Raw genomic sequence first — 15,814 nt, forward strand, 5'->3', positions numbered from 1 at the left:
GCCCTTCAGCGGGCCGGCCTGGCGTCGTCCAAGGCCGGCGTGGTGATCTCGCCCGGGATGCCCTTGCGCGCGAACAGCGTGTAGACCGTGGGCACGACGAAGATGGTGAGCAGCGTGCCCACCGACATGCCGCCCACGATCACCCAGCCGATCTGCTGCCGGCTCTCGGCCCCCGCCCCGCTGGCCAATGCGAGCGGCAGCGCGCCCAGCACCATCGCGCCAGTGGTCATCAGGATGGGCCGCAGGCGCAGCGCGCTGGCCTCGGTCACGGCCTCCATCACGCTGCGGCCCTGCTGGCGCAGCTGGTTGCTGAACTCCACGATCAGGATGCCGTGCTTGGTGATCAGCCCGATCAGCGTGATGAGGCCGATCTGCGAGAACACGTTCAGGGTGCCGCCCGTCAGCTGCATGGCCGCGAAGGCGCCCACCATGCTCAGGGGCACGGCCAGCAGGATGACGAAGGGGTCGATGAAGCTCTCGAACTGCGCCGCCAGCACCAGGAAGATGAACAGCAGCGCCAGCACGAAGACCAGGCCCAGGGCGCCCGAGCTCGCCTTGAACTCGCGGCTGACGCCGTTGAGCTCGGTGGCGTAGCCCTGCGGCAACAGGCGCGCCGCGGTCTCGTCCATGAACTTCAGCGCCTCGCCCTGCGTGTAGCCGGGCGCGAGATCGGCCGTGAGGCTGACGCTGCGACGCTGGTTGAAGTGGTTCAGTTCGCGCGGACTCACGGCCTCGCGCACCTTCACCAGGCTGGACAGCGGCACCATGGTGTCGTTGCGGCCGCGCACGAAGATCTTCTCGATGTCTTCGGGCGTGGTGCGGCCGCTGGCTGCGGTCTGCACCAGCACGTCGTACTGGTCGGCGTCGCGCTTGTACCGCGTGACGACGCGGCCGCCGAGCATGGTCTCCACCGTGCGCGCCACCGTGTCCACACCGATGCCGAGATCGGCCGCGCGCGCGCGGTCGACGTCCATGAAGACCTCGGGCTTGTTGAGCTGCAGGTCGCTGTCGGGCTGCACGATGCCGGGGTTCTTCTGCATCTCGGCGATGAACTGCTGCGCCACGCGGGCCATGTTGGCGTAGCTGTCGCCGCTGACCAGCACCACGTTCAGGCCGCGCTCGCGGAAGCCCTGGCCCAGGCTGGCCGGCGTGACAGGGAAGGCGCTGATGCCGGGCAGCGCGCCCAGCTTGGGCAGCATGTCGCGCTGCAGCTCGCGCGTGCTGCGCGTGCGCTGCTCCCAATCCACCGTGCGCATCACGCCGAAGGCGGTGCTGACCTGGCCCCCTCCCACGAAGAGGAAGCGACGGTCGAACTCCGGGTACTGGCTGCCGATGCTCTCTATGGCGTCGAGGTAGCGCGCGGTGTATTCCAAGGTCGCGCCGTCGGGCGCGCGGATGGGCATGGCGATCACGCCGCGGTCTTCATAGGGCGCCAGTTCGCTCTTCGTGATGCTGAACAGCCACCAGCTCGTGCCTGCGCTGGCCAGCATCAGGCCCACGATCAACCAGCGGCGCTGCAGCGTCCAGCCCAGCGCGCGGGCGTAGCCGGCCGACAGGCCCGTCAGCAGCCGCTCCATGAAGCGGTCGAAACGCCCGGGCTCGGGCACGTGGCGCAGCAGCTTGCTGCACATCATGGGCGTGAGGGTCAGCGCGACGAAACCGCTGACCAGCACCGCGCCCGCCAGCGTCAGCGCGAACTCGCCCACCAGCCGCCCCGTGCGCCCGGGCGTGAAGGCCAGCGGCGCAAACACGGCGGCCAGCGTCAACGTCATCGCAATCACCGCGAAGCTGATCTCGCGGATGCCCTTGATCGCGGCCTGGAAGGGCGCCATGCCTTCCTCGATGTGGCGGTAGATGTTCTCCAGCACCACGATGGCGTCGTCCACCACCAGGCCGATGGCCAGCACCAACGCCAGCAGCGTGAGCGTGTTGATGGTGAAGCCCGCCAGCGCGATGAGCGAGAACGCGCCGATCAGGCTGACCGGGATGGTGACCAGCGGGATGACCGAGGCGCGCAGCGTGCGCAGGAAAACGAAGACCACCAGCGCCACCAGCACCACGGCCTCGATGACGGTGGTGTAGACGGCCTTGATGCTGCGGTCGATGAAGACCGAGTTGTCGTTGGCCTGCACCACCGTCACGCTGGGCGGCAGGTCGCGCTGGATCTGCGGCATCAGCGCCTTCACGCCGGCGGCCACCTCCAGCGGGTTGGCGGTGGCGTTGCGGATCACGCCCGTGCTCACGCTGGGCACGCCGTTCAGGCGCACGCGGCTGCGTTCGCTGGCGGCGGCCTCTTCCACGCGCGCCACGTCGCGCAGGCGCACGGTGTAGCCCCCCACGGTGCGCAAGGCCACCTGGTTGAACTCGGCCACCGTGTTGAGGTCGGTGCGCGCGGTGACGCTGAACTCGCGCTGCCGGCTTTCGATGCGGCCGGCCGGCACCTCCAGGTTCTGGCGGCGCAGCGCGTCTTCCACGTCCTGCACTGTCAGCTTGTAGGCGGCGAGCTTGTCGGGGTCGAGCCACACGCGCATGGCGTAGCGCCGGTCGCCGCCCATCTGCACGTCGGCCACGCCGGGCACGGTCTGCAGGCGCGGCTTGACCACGCGGTTGATCAGGTCGGTGAGCTCCAGCGGCCCCATGGTCTCGCTGGTGTAGGCCAGCCAGATGGTGGGCGAAGCGTCGGCCTCGACCTTGCTGATGACGGGCTCGTCCGCAGCCTCGGGCAGGCGCCCGCGCACGCGGGCGACACGGTCGCGCACCTCGGCGGCGGCCGTGTCGGGGTCTTTGCTCAGGCGGAAGCGCACCGTGATCTGGCTGCTCTCGGTGCGCGAGATCGAGGTCATGATGTCGACGCCGTCGATGCCCGCGATGCTGTCTTCCAGCGGCTTGGTGACCTGGCTCTCGATGACCTCGCTGGAGGCGCCCTGCAGCCGCGTGCTGACGTTGACCAACGGCTCGTCGATGCGCGGGTACTCGCGCACCGTCAGTTCCTGGAAGGACACCAGCCCCACCAGCACCAGCAGCAGCGACATCACGCAAGCCAGCACCGGCCGGCGGATGGAGGTTTCCGAGAGCTTCATGCGCCCTTCCCCGCGGCGCCCGAGGGCGCGCCGGGCCTGGCACCCGAGGCCGCACCCGAGGCCGGCCGTGCCGGCGCACCGGCGCGGCTGAGGTCGATCACACGCACCGGCACCGCATCACCCCGCAGCAGGCGCGCGTGGCCCGCGGTGACGACCATGTCGCCAGGCTGCAGGCCTTCCAGCACCTCCACGCGGCCGGGCTGGCGCAGGCCCAGGCGGGCCTCGACGCGGCGCGCGACCTTCTTGCCATCGGGCCCGTCGGCCACCTTGAACAGCAGCTGCCGGCCGCCGAAAGGCACCAACGCCTCTTCAGGCACCACCACCGCGCCTTCACGCACCGCGAACACCACGCGTGGCCGCGCGAACATGCCGGGCTTGAGCAACGCGCCCGGGTTTTCAACCTGCGCCAGCACCTGCAAGGCGCGGCCGTTGGCATCCACGACGGAATCGATGGCCTGCAAGCGGCCCTTGAAGCTGCGGCCGGGCAGCGCGTCCACCGCCACGTCCACCGGCTGGCCGGGGCGCAGGCGGTCGATCACACGCTCGGGCAGCGCGAACTGCACCTTCATCGAGCCCAGGTCCTCCAGGTTCACGAGATCGGCGCCGTCCTTCACGTAGTCGCCCACGTCCACCAGGCCGATGCCGGCGGTGGCATCGAACGGGGCCAGCACCTTCAGGCGCGCCAACTGCGCGCGCGACAGCGCCACCTGGGCCTCGGCCACATCGAGCGCGGCCTGGTTCTGGTCAACGGCGCTCTGGCTCACGAAGCCCTGGCCCAGCAGCTCGCGGCTGCGCTGCAGGTTGGTGCGTGCGATGGCGGCCTGGGCCTCGCTCTGCTTGAGCTGGGCCTGCTGCAGGGTGTCGTCCAGCTGCACCAGCAACTGGCCGCGCTTGACGCGCTGGCCGTCGCTGAAACCCAGCTTGACGATGCGGCCGCTGACCTCGGGCCGCAGCATCACGCCCTGGTTCGAACGCAGCGAACCGACGGCGCTGATCTCGTCGGTGAGACGGGCACTCACGGCAGGCGCCACCTCCACGGCGGCCGGGCCGCCAGGGCCCCCGGGTCCGCCAGGCCGACCACCGCCGCCAGCGGGCGCACCGGTGCTCGGGCCCTGCGCGGCGGCCGAGGCTGCGGGAGTGTTCTTCGGGGTGGCGTTCTGCCACCACCAGGCCAGGCCACCGGCGGCGGCCAGGCCCACCACGGCCACGGCCGTATGCAATGTCTTCACAGAAGTCTCGGGTGCTGCAAGCAACCAAGGACTGTAGCTTTTTCAGCCCCACGCTGCCTGGGGGCACAACCCGCAAGGGGGGCCTCGGCGCCTCAGCGCAAGACCGAGTCCACGCCCTGGTTGGCCAGGCGGTCGGCGCGTTCGTTGCCGGGGTCGCCAGCGTGGCCCTTCACCCAGCGCCATTCCACCTGGTGCGCGGCGTTCAGCGCGTCCAGGCGCTGCCAGAGTTCGACGTTCTTCACCGGCTTCTTGTCGGCCGTGGTCCAGCCGCGCTTCTTCCAGCCGTGGATCCAGGTGGTGATGCCGTCCTTCACGTAGCTGCTGTCGGTGTAGATGGTGACCTTGCAGCGCGTCTTCAGCGAGGCCAGGGCCTCGATCACCGCGGTGAGTTCCATGCGGTTGTTGGTGGTGAGCGGCTCGCCGCCAAACATCTCCTTTTCGTGCACGCCGCTGCGCAGCCACGCGCCCCAGCCGCCGGGGCCGGGGTTGCCGCGGCAGGCGCCGTCGGCATAGATCAACACTTCAGTCATCGCTCCAGGTCTCGCTCGGGCGCAGGCCCATCCATCGCAGGGGCGCGCATTGTGGCCGGGTCGCGCCGCGCCACCACGGCCGGTGCGGCATGGGCCTTGCGCTTGTCCTGCCGCGCCAGGCCCACCAGGCGCATGCCGCGCACGCGCTTGACGGCCACCACGAAGTACACGCTGCCCAGCACCGGCCACCAGCGGTCGCCGACACGGTCCATCCATTCAAAACGGTCCAGCCACTTCTGGCTGTGGAAAGGTGGTCGCCAGCAGCCGAAGCGCCCAGCCTCGACCTCGAAACCCAGCAGCCGCAGCCAATCACGCAGCCGCCAGTAGCCGATGAACTCACCGGCACGCGGCAGGTAGAGGCTGCGTTGCCGCCCCAGGCCCAGCCCGCGCTTCATGCGCCCGGCGCGTTGGCGCAGACCCCACAGGCTGGCCGGGTTGAAGCCGGCGATGACGACACGGCCCTCGGGCACCAGCACCCGCTCCACCTCGCGCAGCGTGTGGTGCGGGTCGCGGGCCAGCTCCAGCGCGTGCGGCAGCACCACGAGGTCGATGCTGTTGTCGGGGAAAGGCAGCGCGTCGAATTCGCAGTGCAGCGCCACGGGCTCGTGGCCGGCCTGCGTGGTGAGCAGGCTGTCGTCGACGGGCGGCACGTCGAGCGCAAAGCTTTCGGGCACATGCATGGAGTCGCTGGCCACCCAGCGATGGGGCATGCGGTTGGCGCGCAGGCCGTCGAGTTCCGGCAGGCCCAGCTGCAGTGCGTGAAAGCCGAAGGCGTCGGTCACGGCGTGATCCAATCGCTCCTGTTCCCACGCCAGGAGGTAGTGCCCGGGCGCGGTCCGCAGCCAGGCCCCCAACTCTAGAATCGACTCGTCTCGCGTCATGAATCTTTCAGCGCTGCCCGCCTTCGCCGACAACTACATCTGGATGCTTCACGACGGCACGCAGGCCGTGGTGGTGGACCCGGGCGACGCGGCACCGGTGCTGCAGGCGCTTGACGCGCAAGGCCTGCAGCTCGCGGGCATTCTAGTGACGCACCACCACCCCGATCACACCGGCGGCATCGAGGCTTTGCGCCCGCGGCTGATGGGGCCCGTGTGGGGCCCGGCGCGCGAGCGCATTCCTGCACCCTTCACGCCGCTGGCCGGTGGCGACCGCATCTCGGTGCTCGGCCTGACCTTCGAAGTGATGGACGTGCCCGGCCACACCGCCGGACACATCGCTTACGCACAGCAAGGCGATGGCGAGACGCCGCTGCTCTTCTGCGGCGACACGCTCTTTTCGGCCGGTTGCGGACGTCTGTTTGAAGGCACGCCGGCGCAGATGCACCACTCGCTGTCGCAACTGGCCGCCTTGCCTGCCGGCACGCAGGTGTGCTGCACCCACGAATACACGCTTTCCAACCTGAAGTTTGCCGCGGCCGTGGAACCTGAGAACCGCGAACGCGCTCAGTACCAGGCGCGCTGCGAAGCGCTGCGCGCACAGGGCCTGCCCACGCTGCCTTCCAGCATCGGCCTGGAACGCCAGATCAACCCCTTCCTGCGCTGCGAGGTGCCCGCCGTGGTGAACGCGGCGCGTGCCGAAGGCGCGGCCAACGACGACAGCGTCAGCGTGCTGGCCGCCCTGCGCGAATGGAAGAACCGTTTCCGATGATGACCTTCAAGCTCACCCACCTGCCCTTGCTCGTCGCGGCGCTGCTGCTCTCGGCCTGCGCCAGCCTCGTGCCGCCCCCGGCCGAGGTGCCCGCCCCGGCCCCCGAGCCCGCCCCCGTGGTGGCCACCCCCGTGGCGCTGCCGCCGGCAGCCCCGGCCGCCAGCGGCCCGTTGCTGGCACAGAGCGGCCCGCTCGCCCCCCTGCCCCCGCCCACCACGGGCCGCATTGAAAGCACGCAAGACAGCGAGCGTGGCGATCTGTGGGAGCGTGTGCGCGGCGGCTTCGCGATGGCCGACATCGACAACGATCTCGTGCGCAAGTGGGAGAACTGGTACGCCCGCGACCCGGCCTACGTCACGCGCATGACCACGCGCGGCGGCCGCTACCTCTTCCACATCGTTGAAGAAGTGCAGCGCCGCGGCCTGCCCACCGAGCTGGCCTTGCTGCCTTTCATCGAGAGCGCCTTCAACCCACAGGCGCAGTCGCACGCGCGGGCCATGGGCATGTGGCAGTTCATGCCGGCCACGGGCAAGGATTTCGAGCTGCGCCAGAACCTCTTCCGCGACGACCGCCGCGACGTGCTGGCCAGCACGCGCGCCGCGCTGGACTACCTGGAACGACTCAACGGCCTGTTCAGCGACTGGCACCTCGCGCTGGCGGCCTACAACTGGGGCCAGGGCAATGTCTCGCGCGCCATCGAGCGCAACCGCCGCAGCGGCAAGGTCGCTGACTACGAGTCGCTGCGCATGCCCATCGAAACCCGCGAGTACGTGCCCAAGCTGCAGGCCGTGAAGAACATCGTGCTGCGGCCCGAGGCCTTCGGCCTGAGCCTGCCGCCGCTGGAGAACCACCCCTTCTTCTTGAGCGTGCCCATCGAGCGCGACATCGACGTGGCGCTGGCCGCGCAGCTGGCCGGGCTGGAGCTCGACGAGTTCGAGCAGCTCAACCCGCAGATGAACAAGCCGGTCATCCTGGCCGCCGGCACGCCGCAGGTGCTGCTGCCCTACGACAACGCCAACCGCTTCGTGCGCGCGCTGCAGGCCCACCGCGGCGCCCTGGCCACCTGGACGGCCTGGGTGGCCCCGCGCACGCTGAAGCCGGCCGACGCTGCCCGCCTGATCGGCATGAGCGAAGACGAACTGCGCCAGGCCAACCGCATCCCCAAGGGCATGCTGGTGAAGGCCGGCTCCACGCTGCTGGTGCCGCGCGACGACGACGACGACGACGTGGCCGAGCACATCGCCCACAACGGCCTGCTGGCGCTGACGCCCGAGGGCCGGCCGATGCGCAAGATCAGCTTCAAGGCCGGCCGCAAGGGCGACAGCGTGGCCGCCGTGGCGCGCCGCTACCGAGTGAGCCCGGCCCAGGTGGCGCAGTGGAACGGCGTCAGCAGCCAGGCGCGCTTCAAGGCCGGGCAGACCATCACGGTGGAAGTGCGCGCCACGCCGGCACGCCGCGCGGTGGCCAGCAACAGCAAGAAGCCGGCGGTGGCCGCCACCGCCAAGGCCCCGCGCAAGCCGACGCGCGCCGCGAAGGCCGCGCCGGCAGCCAAGTCGACCAAGGCCCCCACCAAGACGGCCACCAAGAACGTGGCCAACCGCCCGGGAACGGCCACCGCCGGCCCGCGCAAGCCGCCGGTGGCCTCAGCCCAGCATCCGGCGCGCTGAGCCTCGCTCAGCCGAGGAAATCGCGCTTGCCGATGTCCACGCCGGCCTGGCGCAAGAGCGCGTAGGTCATGCTGGCGTGGAAGTACAGGTTGGGCAGCACGAAGTGCTTGAGGTAGCCCTCGCCGGTGAAGCGCAGCGGGTCGCCACTGCGCATGGGCAGCACGATCTCCTTGTCTTCGGTGCCGTCGATCTGCGCGGCGTTGAAGCTCTCCACATAGGCGATGGCCTTGCGGATGCGCGCGCGCAGGTCGTCGAGCGTGGCCTCGGTGTCGTCCCACTTCGGCACCTCCTGCCCGGCCAGGCGCGCCATGCAGCCCTTGACGCCATCGGTGGCGATCTGGATCTGCCGCGTGAAGGGCAGCATGTCGGGCGCCAGGCGCAGCGTGAGGTAGTTGTTGGGGTCGAACTTGCGCGCTTCGGCGTGGGCCTGTGCCTTGTCCAGCCAGACCAGCATGGCCGAGAAGGTGCGCAGGAAGATCGGCGCGCTGGCCGAGTGCATGGTGATGCTCATCTGTGGTTCTCCGGGTTCAAGGTGCCCGCGGGGCACCGGCGCGGCGCATGCTAGCCCTGCTGCGCTGACGCTGCAGGCGCAGCGCCTGAAACGGGCAGAATCGACGGCATCGCTGCCATGAACATCATCATCCTCGACGATTACCAGGACGCCGTGCGCAAGCTCGATTGCGCCAAGCTCCTGGAACCGCTGAACGCCAAGGTCTTCACCAACACCGTCAAGGGCATCGGCCAGCTCAGCGTGCGGCTGCGCGATGCCGACGTGCTGGTGCTGATCCGCGAACGCACGCATTTCCCGAAGGCGCTGCTGGAGAAGCTGCCGCGCCTGAAGCTGATCTCGCAGACCGGCCGCGTGGGCAGCCACATCGACGTGCCCACCTGCACGCGCATGGGCATCGCCGTGGCCGAGGGCGTGGGCTCGCCGGTGGCGCCGGCCGAGTTGACCTGGGCGCTCATCATGGCCAGCATGCGGCGGCTGCCACAGTACATCGGCAACCTCAAGCACGGCGCCTGGCAGCAGAGCGGGCTGAAGGCGGCCTCGATGCCGCCGAACTTCGCCATCGGCATGGTGCTGCGCGGCAAGACGCTGGGCATCTGGGGCTACGGCAAGATCGGCCAGATGGTGGCCGGCTACGGCAAGGCCTTCGGCATGCAGGTGCAGGTGTGGGGCAGCGAAAACTCGCGCGCCCGCGCCGTGGCCGACGGCCACACCGCCGCCGAGAGCTGCGAGGCCTTCTTCGAGACCTGCGACGTGCTGAGCCTGCACCTGCGCCTGAGCGACGCCACGCGCGGCATCGTGCGGCTCGATGCGCTCAGCCGCATGAAGCCCACCGCGCTGATCGTCAACACCTCGCGCGCCGAACTCATCGAAGAGAACGCGCTGGTGGCGGCGCTGAACCGCGGCCGCCCCGGCATGGCGGCGGTGGACGTGTTCGAGAGCGAACCCATCCTGCAAGGCCACCCGCTGCTGCGCCTGGAAAACGCCGTCTGCACGCCGCACCTGGGCTACGTGGAGCAGGACAGCTACGAAACCTACTTCGGCGCGGCCTTCCGCAACGTCATCAACTTCATCAACAACGAGCCCACCAACCTGGTGAACCCCGAAGCATTGAAGGTGCTTCGTTGAAGGTTCGCGTTGAGGGTGCTGCGCTCCGGTGACAGCGCCCTGGGTCTCGGCCAGCCGGGCCCTGATGGCCGGCAACTTCGCCATCGGCTGTGGCGTGATGGTGGTGGCCGGCTCGCTGAACGACCTCTCGGCCTCGCTGCAGGTCTCGGCCGCGGTGGCCGGGCAACTCATCACCGCCGGCGCCGTGGCCATGGGCCTGGGCGCGCCGCTGCTGGTGGCGGTGCTGGCGCGTTTCGACCGCCGCTGGCTGCTGACGGCCGCGCTGCTGTGGTTTGCTGCGGGCAACGCCCTCTCGGCGCTGATGCCGAATTACGCCGCGCTGTTGCCGGTGCGCGCGCTGGCCGTGCTGGGCGCCGCGGTCTTCACGCCGCAGGCCGCCGCCGCCATCAATGTGCTGGCCCCGCCCGAGCAGCGCGGGCGCGCCATCACCACGGTGTTTCTCGGCTGGAGTCTCAGCTCGGTGCTGGGCATGCCCATGCACAGCTACATCGGCGAAGCCGCAGGCTGGCGCTGGGCTTTTGCGATGGTGGCGCTGCTGTCGATGGCGGCGGCCTGGGGCGTGTGGCGCACCGTGCCCGAAGGCGTGAAGCCCCCCACGCTGAACTGGGCCAGCTGGGGCCGCGTGCTCACGCACCCGCTGCTGATGGGCATGGTGGGCGTCACGCTGCTGAGCGCCGCCGGGCAGTTCACTCTGTTCAGTTACTTCGCACCCTACTACCGGCAGGTGCTCGGCGCCAACGCCACGCAGGTGAGCCTGCTCTTCTTCTGGTTCGGCGCCTTCGGGCTGCTGGGCAACGTGCTGCTCAGCCGCTGGATAGACCGCCTGGGTGCGGCGCGCTGCGTGCACATCGCGCTGGTGCTGATGCTGGTCTCGCTGGCGGCCTGGCCGCTGACGGGGCCGACCGGCGGCGCGCTGCTGCTGGGCGGGCTCTTCGGCGGTGTGCTGGGCATGGGCGCGGTGCTGGTGCCGTGGGCCCTGGGCTGCTTCTCCTGCAACTCGGCGCAGCAGGCGCGGCTGTCGCAGGCCTCGGCGGCCTACGCGCCGGCCACGCTGGCGCTGAACACCTCGGCCATCTACGGCGGGCAGGCCATCGGTGCGGCCGGCGGTGGCGCGCTGCTGGCCACGCAGGGCTTCGGCCCGCTGCCGTGGGCCGGGCTGGCCTGGCTGGTGGTGGCCTTGGTGCTGAGCGTGTGGGTGGCACGGCGGCTGCGGGCGCAGGGCGGCCATGTCTGAGGCCCCGCCTGCAGCGCTGAACGCGCCGGCCTCGCCGCGCGCGCTGTTCTGGGCCTGCACCCGCCTGGCGCTGCAGGGCTTCGGCGGCGTGCTGCCGGTGGCGCAGCGCGAACTGGTGGAGAGGCTGCGCTGGCTGAGCCGCGAAGACTTCATGGCGCTGCTCAGCCTGGCGCAAGTGCTGCCCGGCCCGAACATCGTGAACCTGGCGCTGATGATCGGCGACCGCCACTTCGGCGCGCGCGGCGCCGCCGCGGCGCTGGCCGGCATCCTGGCCGCGCCGCTGGCCGTGGTGCTGGTGCTGGCCGTGCTGGCGCAGCAGGCGGCGCACTGGCCGGCGCTGCAGGGGGCGCTGCGCGGCATGGGCATCGTGGCGGCGGGGCTGATCCTCGCCACGGTGTGGCGCCTGGCCAAGACCTTGCGCGGCAACGCCCTGGGCCTGCCGCTGTGCGGGGCCTTGGTGCTGGCCACGGTGGGCGCCATCGCAGGGCTGCGCTGGCCGCTGGTGGCGGTGGTGCTGGGCCTGGGCGGGCTGGCCGTGGGCCGGGCCTACCAGCTGGCGCGGCGTGCGGCCACGCAGGGCCGCGCATGAGCGGCCTGCCGCCGTTGTTGCAGGACTGGCTGGTGGGGACCGCGCCCCTGTCAGCCTGGGAGCTGCTGGGGCTCTTCACGCACTTCCTCATGCTCTCCTTGCTGGCCGTGGGCGGCGCGCTGACCACCGCGCCCGACATGCAGCGCTACCTGGTGCACGAGCAGGGCTGGCTCAACGACACGCAGTTCACCGCCGGCGTGGCGCTGGCACAGGCCGCGCCCGGGCCCAACGTGCTCTTCGTGGCGGTGCTGGGTTTCCAGGTGGCGGGCCTGGCCGGCGTGCTGGCCACGCTGACGGGCACGCTGCTGCCCAGCACGGTGCTGGCGCTGTCGGCGACGCGCTGGTCGGCGCGGCACGCGCAATCGCCGGCGCTGCAGGCCTTCACCACCGGCATGGCGCCGCTGACGCTGGGTCTGCTGCTGGCCACGGCCGCGGTGCTGCTGCAGCCGGTGGGCCTCAGCCTGCCCGCCGGCCTGCTGCTGGCCGCCACGGTGGCCTGGATGCTGGGCACGAAGCGCAGCCCGCTGTGGCCCATCGGCGCAGGTGCGCTGTGCGGCGCCCTGGGGTGGGTGTGAGCACCGCCGCCAGCCCTTCGGCCGCGCGGCGCTGGGGGCGCCGTGCCGCGCTGGCCGCAGCGGCCGTGTCAGGGCTCTGGGCCTTGCTGGTGGCGCTGCTGTGGTGGCGCCAGGAGGCCCTGCTCTTCCACCCGCGCCCGCTGCCGGCGGAACACCGCTTCGAGGTGCCGGCCGACGCGCACGAGGTGTGGGTGGACGTGCCCGGCGCCCGCCTGCACGCGCTGCACCTGCGCCTGCCGCAGCCGCGCGGCGTGGTCTTCTTCCTGCACGGCAACGCCGGCAACCTCGACACCTGGTTCGTCAACACCGGCTTCTACCGCGCGCAGAACCTCGATCTCTTCATGCTGGACTACCGCGGCTTCGGCAAGAGCAGCGGCCGCATCGAAAGCGAAGCGCAGCTGATGGCCGACGTGCGCGCGGCTTGGGCGCAGATCGCCCCGATGTACGCCGGCCGGCAGCGCGTGTTCTACGGCCGCTCGCTGGGCACGGGCCTCGCTGCGCAGCTGGCCGCCGAACTGCAACCCGAGCTGACGGTGCTGGTCTCGCCCTACTTCAGCATGGCGGCGCTGGCGACCGAGAAGTACCCCTGGGTGCCCGGTTCGGCGCTGCGCTACCCGCTGCGCACCGACCTCGCGCTGCCGCGCGTGCAAGGCCGCGTGTGGATGGCGCACGGCGGGCGTGACACGCTCATTCCGCCCGATCACGCGCAACGCCTGCAGACCGTGCAGCCGCGCGCCGAGCTGCTGCTGGTGCCCGAGGCCGGGCACGGCGACATCCACCAGCACCAGCGCTACCTGGATGCGCTGGCGGCGGCCCTGTCTCGCTGACGGGCAGCGCTTAACTCAGCCGGGCCGTTGGCTGCGCTGGCGCAGCGCCTCGTACAGGCACACGCCCGCGGCCACGCTGACGTTGAGGCTCTCCACCGCCCCGGCCATGGGGATGCGCACGAGCTCGTCGCAGGTCTTGCGCGTGAGCTGGCGCAGACCGTCGCCCTCGGCGCCCAGCACCAGGGCCACGGGGCCGGTGAGGTCGAGGTCGTACAGCGTCTGCTCGGCATCGTCGCTGGTGCCGATGACGCGGATGTCGCGCTCCTTCAGCTCGTTCAGCGTGCGCGCCAGGTTGGTCACCATCAGGTAGGGCACGGTCTCGGCGGCGCCGCTGGCCACCTTGGCCACGGTGGCGTTCAGGCCTACGGCGTGGTCTTTGGGCGCCACCACGGCGTGGGCACCGGCCCCATCGGCCACGCGCAGGCAGGCGCCGAGGTTGTGCGGGTCGGTCACGCCGTCGAGCACCAGCACCAGCGGCGGGCCCTGCACTTCTTCCAGCACTTCATCCAGCGAGTGGCGCGCCGGCAGCGCGTTCACGCGCGCCACCACGCCCTGGTGGCGCGTGCCGCCGGCCAGTGCGGTGAGCGCGGCGTCGTCGCTCTCCACCAGCTTCATGCCGGCATCGCGCGCGCGCTCCACGAACTGCCGCATGCGGCCGTCGCGCCGGCTGGCGTCGACGTGAATCTCGGTGATGGACTGCGGTGCGGTCTTCAGCCGCACGGTGACGGCATGGAAACCGAAGAGGACTTTGCTGCTCACGGGGGGCCCTGGAGAAAGTGATGTGCCCGGCCGGGCGGCGCCGATGTTAGCCCTGGCCCCGCAGCGCGACCCAGGCGCTCAGCGCGCCGATGAACACCGGCTGGTGCAGCATGTAGAAGCTCAGTGACCAGCGCCCCAGCACCGCCAGCGGGCGCAGCACGGCCGGCACGGTGCCGGCCAGCACGCCGCGGCGGTGCTGCATCAGCCACTGGCCGGCGGCCAGGCCCCACAGCATCACGCCCAGCCAGGGCAGCACGGGCACGTAGTCTTCGGTGAAGGGCTTGCGCGTGACCAGGCCGACCCAGTTCGTCCAGCGGGTCTCGAAGAACGGGTGCTGCACCAAGTGGGGCAAGGCCAGCGCCAGCGCACCCAGCCCCCACAGCGCCGCCGGCGAGACGGCCGACAGCGGCGCCAGCAGCCGCAGCAGCAGGAGCATCACCGCCACGCCGTGCAGCACGCCGAAGCTGATCCAGCTGCTCGGGAACATCAGCGCCGAGCCTGCACTCACCAGCAGCGCACAGCCGGCCACCTGGGCCCAGCGGCGCCAGAAACGGGCGCCAAACAGCGCCCCGAACTGCCAGCCGCGCGGCGCGCCGTGCAGGGCCACTGCCTGGCCCAGCCCCGCGCACAGCAGGAAGAGGCTGACGATGGCGGTGCGCTGCGTGGTCCAGAAGGGGTCGCGGGTGAAGAACTGGCGCGGCTCCCAGAGGCCGAAGTGGTTGAGGTCGAAGCACAAGTGGAAGACGGCCATCCACACGATGGCCAGGCCGCGCAGCGCGTCCAGGCGGTCGAAGCGCTCGGGCGCGTCGGGCAGGTTCGGCATGATGTTTCGCTTCACTCGGTCTTCTCGTAGACGTCGGTGAAGGCGCTGCCGTTCCACGCGTACAGCAGGTAGGCCGCGTGCAGGCAGGCGCGCGCGCCGCGGGGGCTGAAGAGGCCGGCGCACTGCCCGCGCGGGTGGCGCACGCTGCGATAGGCCACGCCCAGCGAACCGGCCGAGCGCAGGCGCGCGCCCAGGGCCTGCGCGGCGCTGTAGTCGTCGGGGTCGTACACCGCGTCAGGCACGGCGCCGGCCGGGCGCAGGTCGTGCAGGCGGGCGTCGAGCGCCACGTGGTACAGGCGCATGGGCAGGTGCATGGGCCCCTGCCGCGTGGCGCTGAGGAAGCGCGCGTGGTGGTGGCGCGTTTCGGCCACCGCGGTGGCGCGCTCTCGCGCGGCGTAGAACACGCCCCAGTGCCCGGCCGAGAAGCGGCTGCCCTGGGTGTTGACGTGCGTGAAGGCGGCCATGATGGGCCCGCTGCCCGGCCCGAACAGCCGCTGCTCGGGCGGCACCAGCGCGATGTGGCCGAGTTCGTCGCGGCTGCGCTCGTTGGTCAGGGCTTCCAGCGCGTAGAGGGCGTCGAAGTCGGCGGCATCGGCCACGCGGTCGAAGAGCGTGATGGCCGGGTAGCGCGTGGGCACGATGCGGCAGGCCTGCGTCCACTGGATGCGCCGCAGCACGGGCGCGCCGGCGGCCACGGCCACGGTCAAGCCCAGCCCCCGCCACGCACGCCGTCGAGGTAGCGGCGCACGACGTTCAGATCGCTGACATTGCCTGCCAGCATGCGCTGCAGCGCGCTGCCGCCGCCGAAGGGGGCCGCGCTGTTGGGCTGGCGCACCCAGGCGTCTGCCGCGGCGGCCTCGGGCAGCAGGATCTGCAGGCTCTTGTAGATGCCCAGCAGGTTGCTCAGGCGTTCGAGCGTGTCGCGCGGGAGCGCGGCCTTCTCGGGATGCTTGCGCCAGGCGAAGAAAGTGGAGCGCGGGGGCTGCCCCAGCAGCACGAGTTGTTCGTCCACACTCAGACCCCAGGCTTCGGCGATGCGCACGAAGGCCCGCAGGCCGGCGGCGGACATCTGCGCGGCACTGGGCGCCGGCGCGGCGCGGGGGGCAAGCACGGCACTCATGGCGCATCCCTTCTCAGACATTTTTGCCATGATAGTCCACAACCAGACTTCAAGCCACCGCAGGCCCGAGCCGGTACGCAAGCCGCCTGCACAAT

Annotated in this window: 16 protein-coding genes; 7 read left to right on the forward strand and 9 right to left on the reverse strand. The window is 71.1% G+C overall.

Going from position 1 to position 15,814, the window contains the following annotated elements:
* Nucleotides 1–5: 5 nt before the first annotated feature.
* The 4 genes from EOE66_RS11585 to EOE66_RS11600 form a co-directional block, all read right to left on the reverse strand.
* The gene (locus EOE66_RS11585) at nt 6–3,080 is read right to left on the reverse strand and encodes an efflux RND transporter permease subunit (RefSeq protein ID WP_128228822.1); all 3,075 of its coding nucleotides are present in this window, start codon (nt 3,078–3,080) and stop codon (nt 6–8) included.
* Nucleotides 3,077–4,309, reverse strand: a complete 1,233-nt coding sequence (locus EOE66_RS11590; RefSeq protein WP_128228823.1) for an efflux RND transporter periplasmic adaptor subunit — start codon at nt 4,307–4,309, stop codon at nt 3,077–3,079. Before EOE66_RS11590 ends, EOE66_RS11585 begins: the two co-directional genes overlap by 4 nt.
* Before the next feature lie 92 nt (nt 4,310–4,401).
* The gene (rnhA, locus tag EOE66_RS11595; RefSeq protein ID WP_128228824.1) at nt 4,402–4,839 is read right to left on the reverse strand and encodes a ribonuclease HI; all 438 of its coding nucleotides are present in this window, start codon (nt 4,837–4,839) and stop codon (nt 4,402–4,404) included.
* On the reverse strand, nt 4,836–5,720 hold the full coding sequence (locus EOE66_RS11600) for a class I SAM-dependent methyltransferase (RefSeq protein WP_128228825.1): 885 nt from the start codon (nt 5,718–5,720) through the stop codon (nt 4,836–4,838). Before EOE66_RS11600 ends, rnhA begins: the two co-directional genes overlap by 4 nt.
* Between EOE66_RS11600 and gloB the strand changes: the two genes are divergently transcribed.
* Nucleotides 5,719–6,489 carry a hydroxyacylglutathione hydrolase gene (gene gloB / locus EOE66_RS11605; protein WP_128228826.1) on the forward strand — a complete coding sequence of 257 codons (771 nt, stop codon included), beginning with the start codon at nt 5,719–5,721 and terminating at the stop codon, nt 6,487–6,489. The two genes, EOE66_RS11600 and gloB, sit on opposite strands and share 2 nt — an antisense overlap.
* A complete protein-coding gene (locus EOE66_RS11610; RefSeq protein WP_245479003.1) occupies nt 6,468–8,156 on the forward strand; it encodes a transglycosylase SLT domain-containing protein in 1,689 nt (562 codons plus the stop codon). The genes gloB and EOE66_RS11610 overlap by 22 nt, the downstream gene beginning before the upstream one ends.
* A gap of 7 nt (nt 8,157–8,163) precedes the next feature.
* Here the strand turns inward: EOE66_RS11610 and EOE66_RS11615 are convergent, their stop codons facing one another.
* Nucleotides 8,164–8,667 carry a DUF1993 domain-containing protein gene (locus EOE66_RS11615; protein ID WP_128228827.1) on the reverse strand — a complete coding sequence of 168 codons (504 nt, stop codon included), beginning with the start codon at nt 8,665–8,667 and terminating at the stop codon, nt 8,164–8,166.
* Nucleotides 8,668–8,784: 117 nt separating this feature from the next.
* On the opposite strand from EOE66_RS11615, the gene EOE66_RS11620 reads away from it, so the two are divergent.
* The 5 genes from EOE66_RS11620 to EOE66_RS11640 are packed head-to-tail and all read left to right on the forward strand — an operon-like array spanning nt 8,785 to nt 13,017.
* Nucleotides 8,785–9,792 carry a D-2-hydroxyacid dehydrogenase family protein gene (locus EOE66_RS11620; RefSeq protein ID WP_128228828.1) on the forward strand — a complete coding sequence of 336 codons (1,008 nt, stop codon included), beginning with the start codon at nt 8,785–8,787 and terminating at the stop codon, nt 9,790–9,792.
* 28 nt (nt 9,793–9,820) lie between these two features.
* A complete protein-coding gene (locus EOE66_RS11625) occupies nt 9,821–11,026 on the forward strand; it encodes an MFS transporter (protein WP_245479004.1) in 1,206 nt (401 codons plus the stop codon).
* Nucleotides 11,019–11,615 (forward strand): chromate transporter, encoded by a 597-nt coding sequence (locus EOE66_RS11630; protein ID WP_128228829.1) that lies wholly within the window; start codon nt 11,019–11,021, stop codon nt 11,613–11,615. Before EOE66_RS11625 ends, EOE66_RS11630 begins: the two co-directional genes overlap by 8 nt.
* Nucleotides 11,612–12,190 carry a chromate transporter gene (locus EOE66_RS11635; protein ID WP_128228830.1) on the forward strand — a complete coding sequence of 193 codons (579 nt, stop codon included), beginning with the start codon at nt 11,612–11,614 and terminating at the stop codon, nt 12,188–12,190. The genes EOE66_RS11630 and EOE66_RS11635 overlap by 4 nt, the downstream gene beginning before the upstream one ends.
* Nucleotides 12,187–13,017, forward strand: a complete 831-nt coding sequence (locus EOE66_RS11640) for an alpha/beta hydrolase (protein WP_164885076.1) — start codon at nt 12,187–12,189, stop codon at nt 13,015–13,017. The genes EOE66_RS11635 and EOE66_RS11640 overlap by 4 nt, the downstream gene beginning before the upstream one ends.
* Nucleotides 13,018–13,032: 15 nt before the next feature.
* On the opposite strand, the gene rlmB is transcribed toward EOE66_RS11640, so the two are convergent.
* The 4 genes from rlmB to EOE66_RS11660 are packed head-to-tail and all read right to left on the reverse strand — an operon-like array spanning nt 13,033 to nt 15,719.
* A complete protein-coding gene (rlmB, locus tag EOE66_RS11645; protein ID WP_128228831.1) occupies nt 13,033–13,776 on the reverse strand; it encodes a 23S rRNA (guanosine(2251)-2'-O)-methyltransferase RlmB in 744 nt (247 codons plus the stop codon).
* A 46-nt stretch (nt 13,777–13,822) separates the two neighbouring features.
* On the reverse strand, nt 13,823–14,599 hold the full coding sequence (locus EOE66_RS11650) for an acetyltransferase domain-containing protein (protein ID WP_128228832.1): 777 nt from the start codon (nt 14,597–14,599) through the stop codon (nt 13,823–13,825).
* A gap of 11 nt (nt 14,600–14,610) precedes the next feature.
* Nucleotides 14,611–15,306, reverse strand: a complete 696-nt coding sequence (locus EOE66_RS11655) for an RES family NAD+ phosphorylase (protein WP_245479005.1) — start codon at nt 15,304–15,306, stop codon at nt 14,611–14,613.
* Nucleotides 15,303–15,719 (reverse strand): MbcA/ParS/Xre antitoxin family protein, encoded by a 417-nt coding sequence (locus EOE66_RS11660; protein ID WP_128228833.1) that lies wholly within the window; start codon nt 15,717–15,719, stop codon nt 15,303–15,305. Before EOE66_RS11660 ends, EOE66_RS11655 begins: the two co-directional genes overlap by 4 nt.
* Between the last annotated feature and the right edge of the window lie 95 nt (nt 15,720–15,814).

Source organism: Rubrivivax rivuli (genome assembly GCF_004016505.1).
Taxonomy (GTDB): domain Bacteria; phylum Pseudomonadota; class Gammaproteobacteria; order Burkholderiales; family Burkholderiaceae_C; genus Rubrivivax; species Rubrivivax rivuli.

Bases quoted from the DNA above. Each gene is read 5' to 3' on its own strand.
- EOE66_RS11615 (WP_128228827.1), bottom strand. From the start codon at position 8,667: ATGAGCATCACCATGCACTCGGCCAGCGCGCCGATCTTCCTGCGCACC.
- EOE66_RS11635 (WP_128228830.1), top strand. From the start codon at position 11,612: ATGAGCGGCCTGCCGCCGTTGTTGCAGGACTGGCTGGTGGGGACCGCG.
- EOE66_RS11650 (WP_128228832.1), bottom strand. From the start codon at position 14,599: ATGCCGAACCTGCCCGACGCGCCCGAGCGCTTCGACCGCCTGGACGCG.
- EOE66_RS11620 (WP_128228828.1), top strand. From the start codon at position 8,785: ATGAACATCATCATCCTCGACGATTACCAGGACGCCGTGCGCAAGCTC.
- EOE66_RS11600 (WP_128228825.1), bottom strand. From the start codon at position 5,720: ATGACGCGAGACGAGTCGATTCTAGAGTTGGGGGCCTGGCTGCGGACC.
- EOE66_RS11610 (WP_245479003.1), top strand. From the start codon at position 6,468: ATGGAAGAACCGTTTCCGATGATGACCTTCAAGCTCACCCACCTGCCC.
- EOE66_RS11585 (WP_128228822.1), bottom strand. From the start codon at position 3,080: ATGAAGCTCTCGGAAACCTCCATCCGCCGGCCGGTGCTGGCTTGCGTG.
- EOE66_RS11660 (WP_128228833.1), bottom strand. From the start codon at position 15,719: ATGAGTGCCGTGCTTGCCCCCCGCGCCGCGCCGGCGCCCAGTGCCGCG.
- EOE66_RS11630 (WP_128228829.1), top strand. From the start codon at position 11,019: ATGTCTGAGGCCCCGCCTGCAGCGCTGAACGCGCCGGCCTCGCCGCGC.
- rnhA (WP_128228824.1), bottom strand. From the start codon at position 4,839: ATGACTGAAGTGTTGATCTATGCCGACGGCGCCTGCCGCGGCAACCCC.
- gloB (WP_128228826.1), top strand. From the start codon at position 5,719: ATGAATCTTTCAGCGCTGCCCGCCTTCGCCGACAACTACATCTGGATG.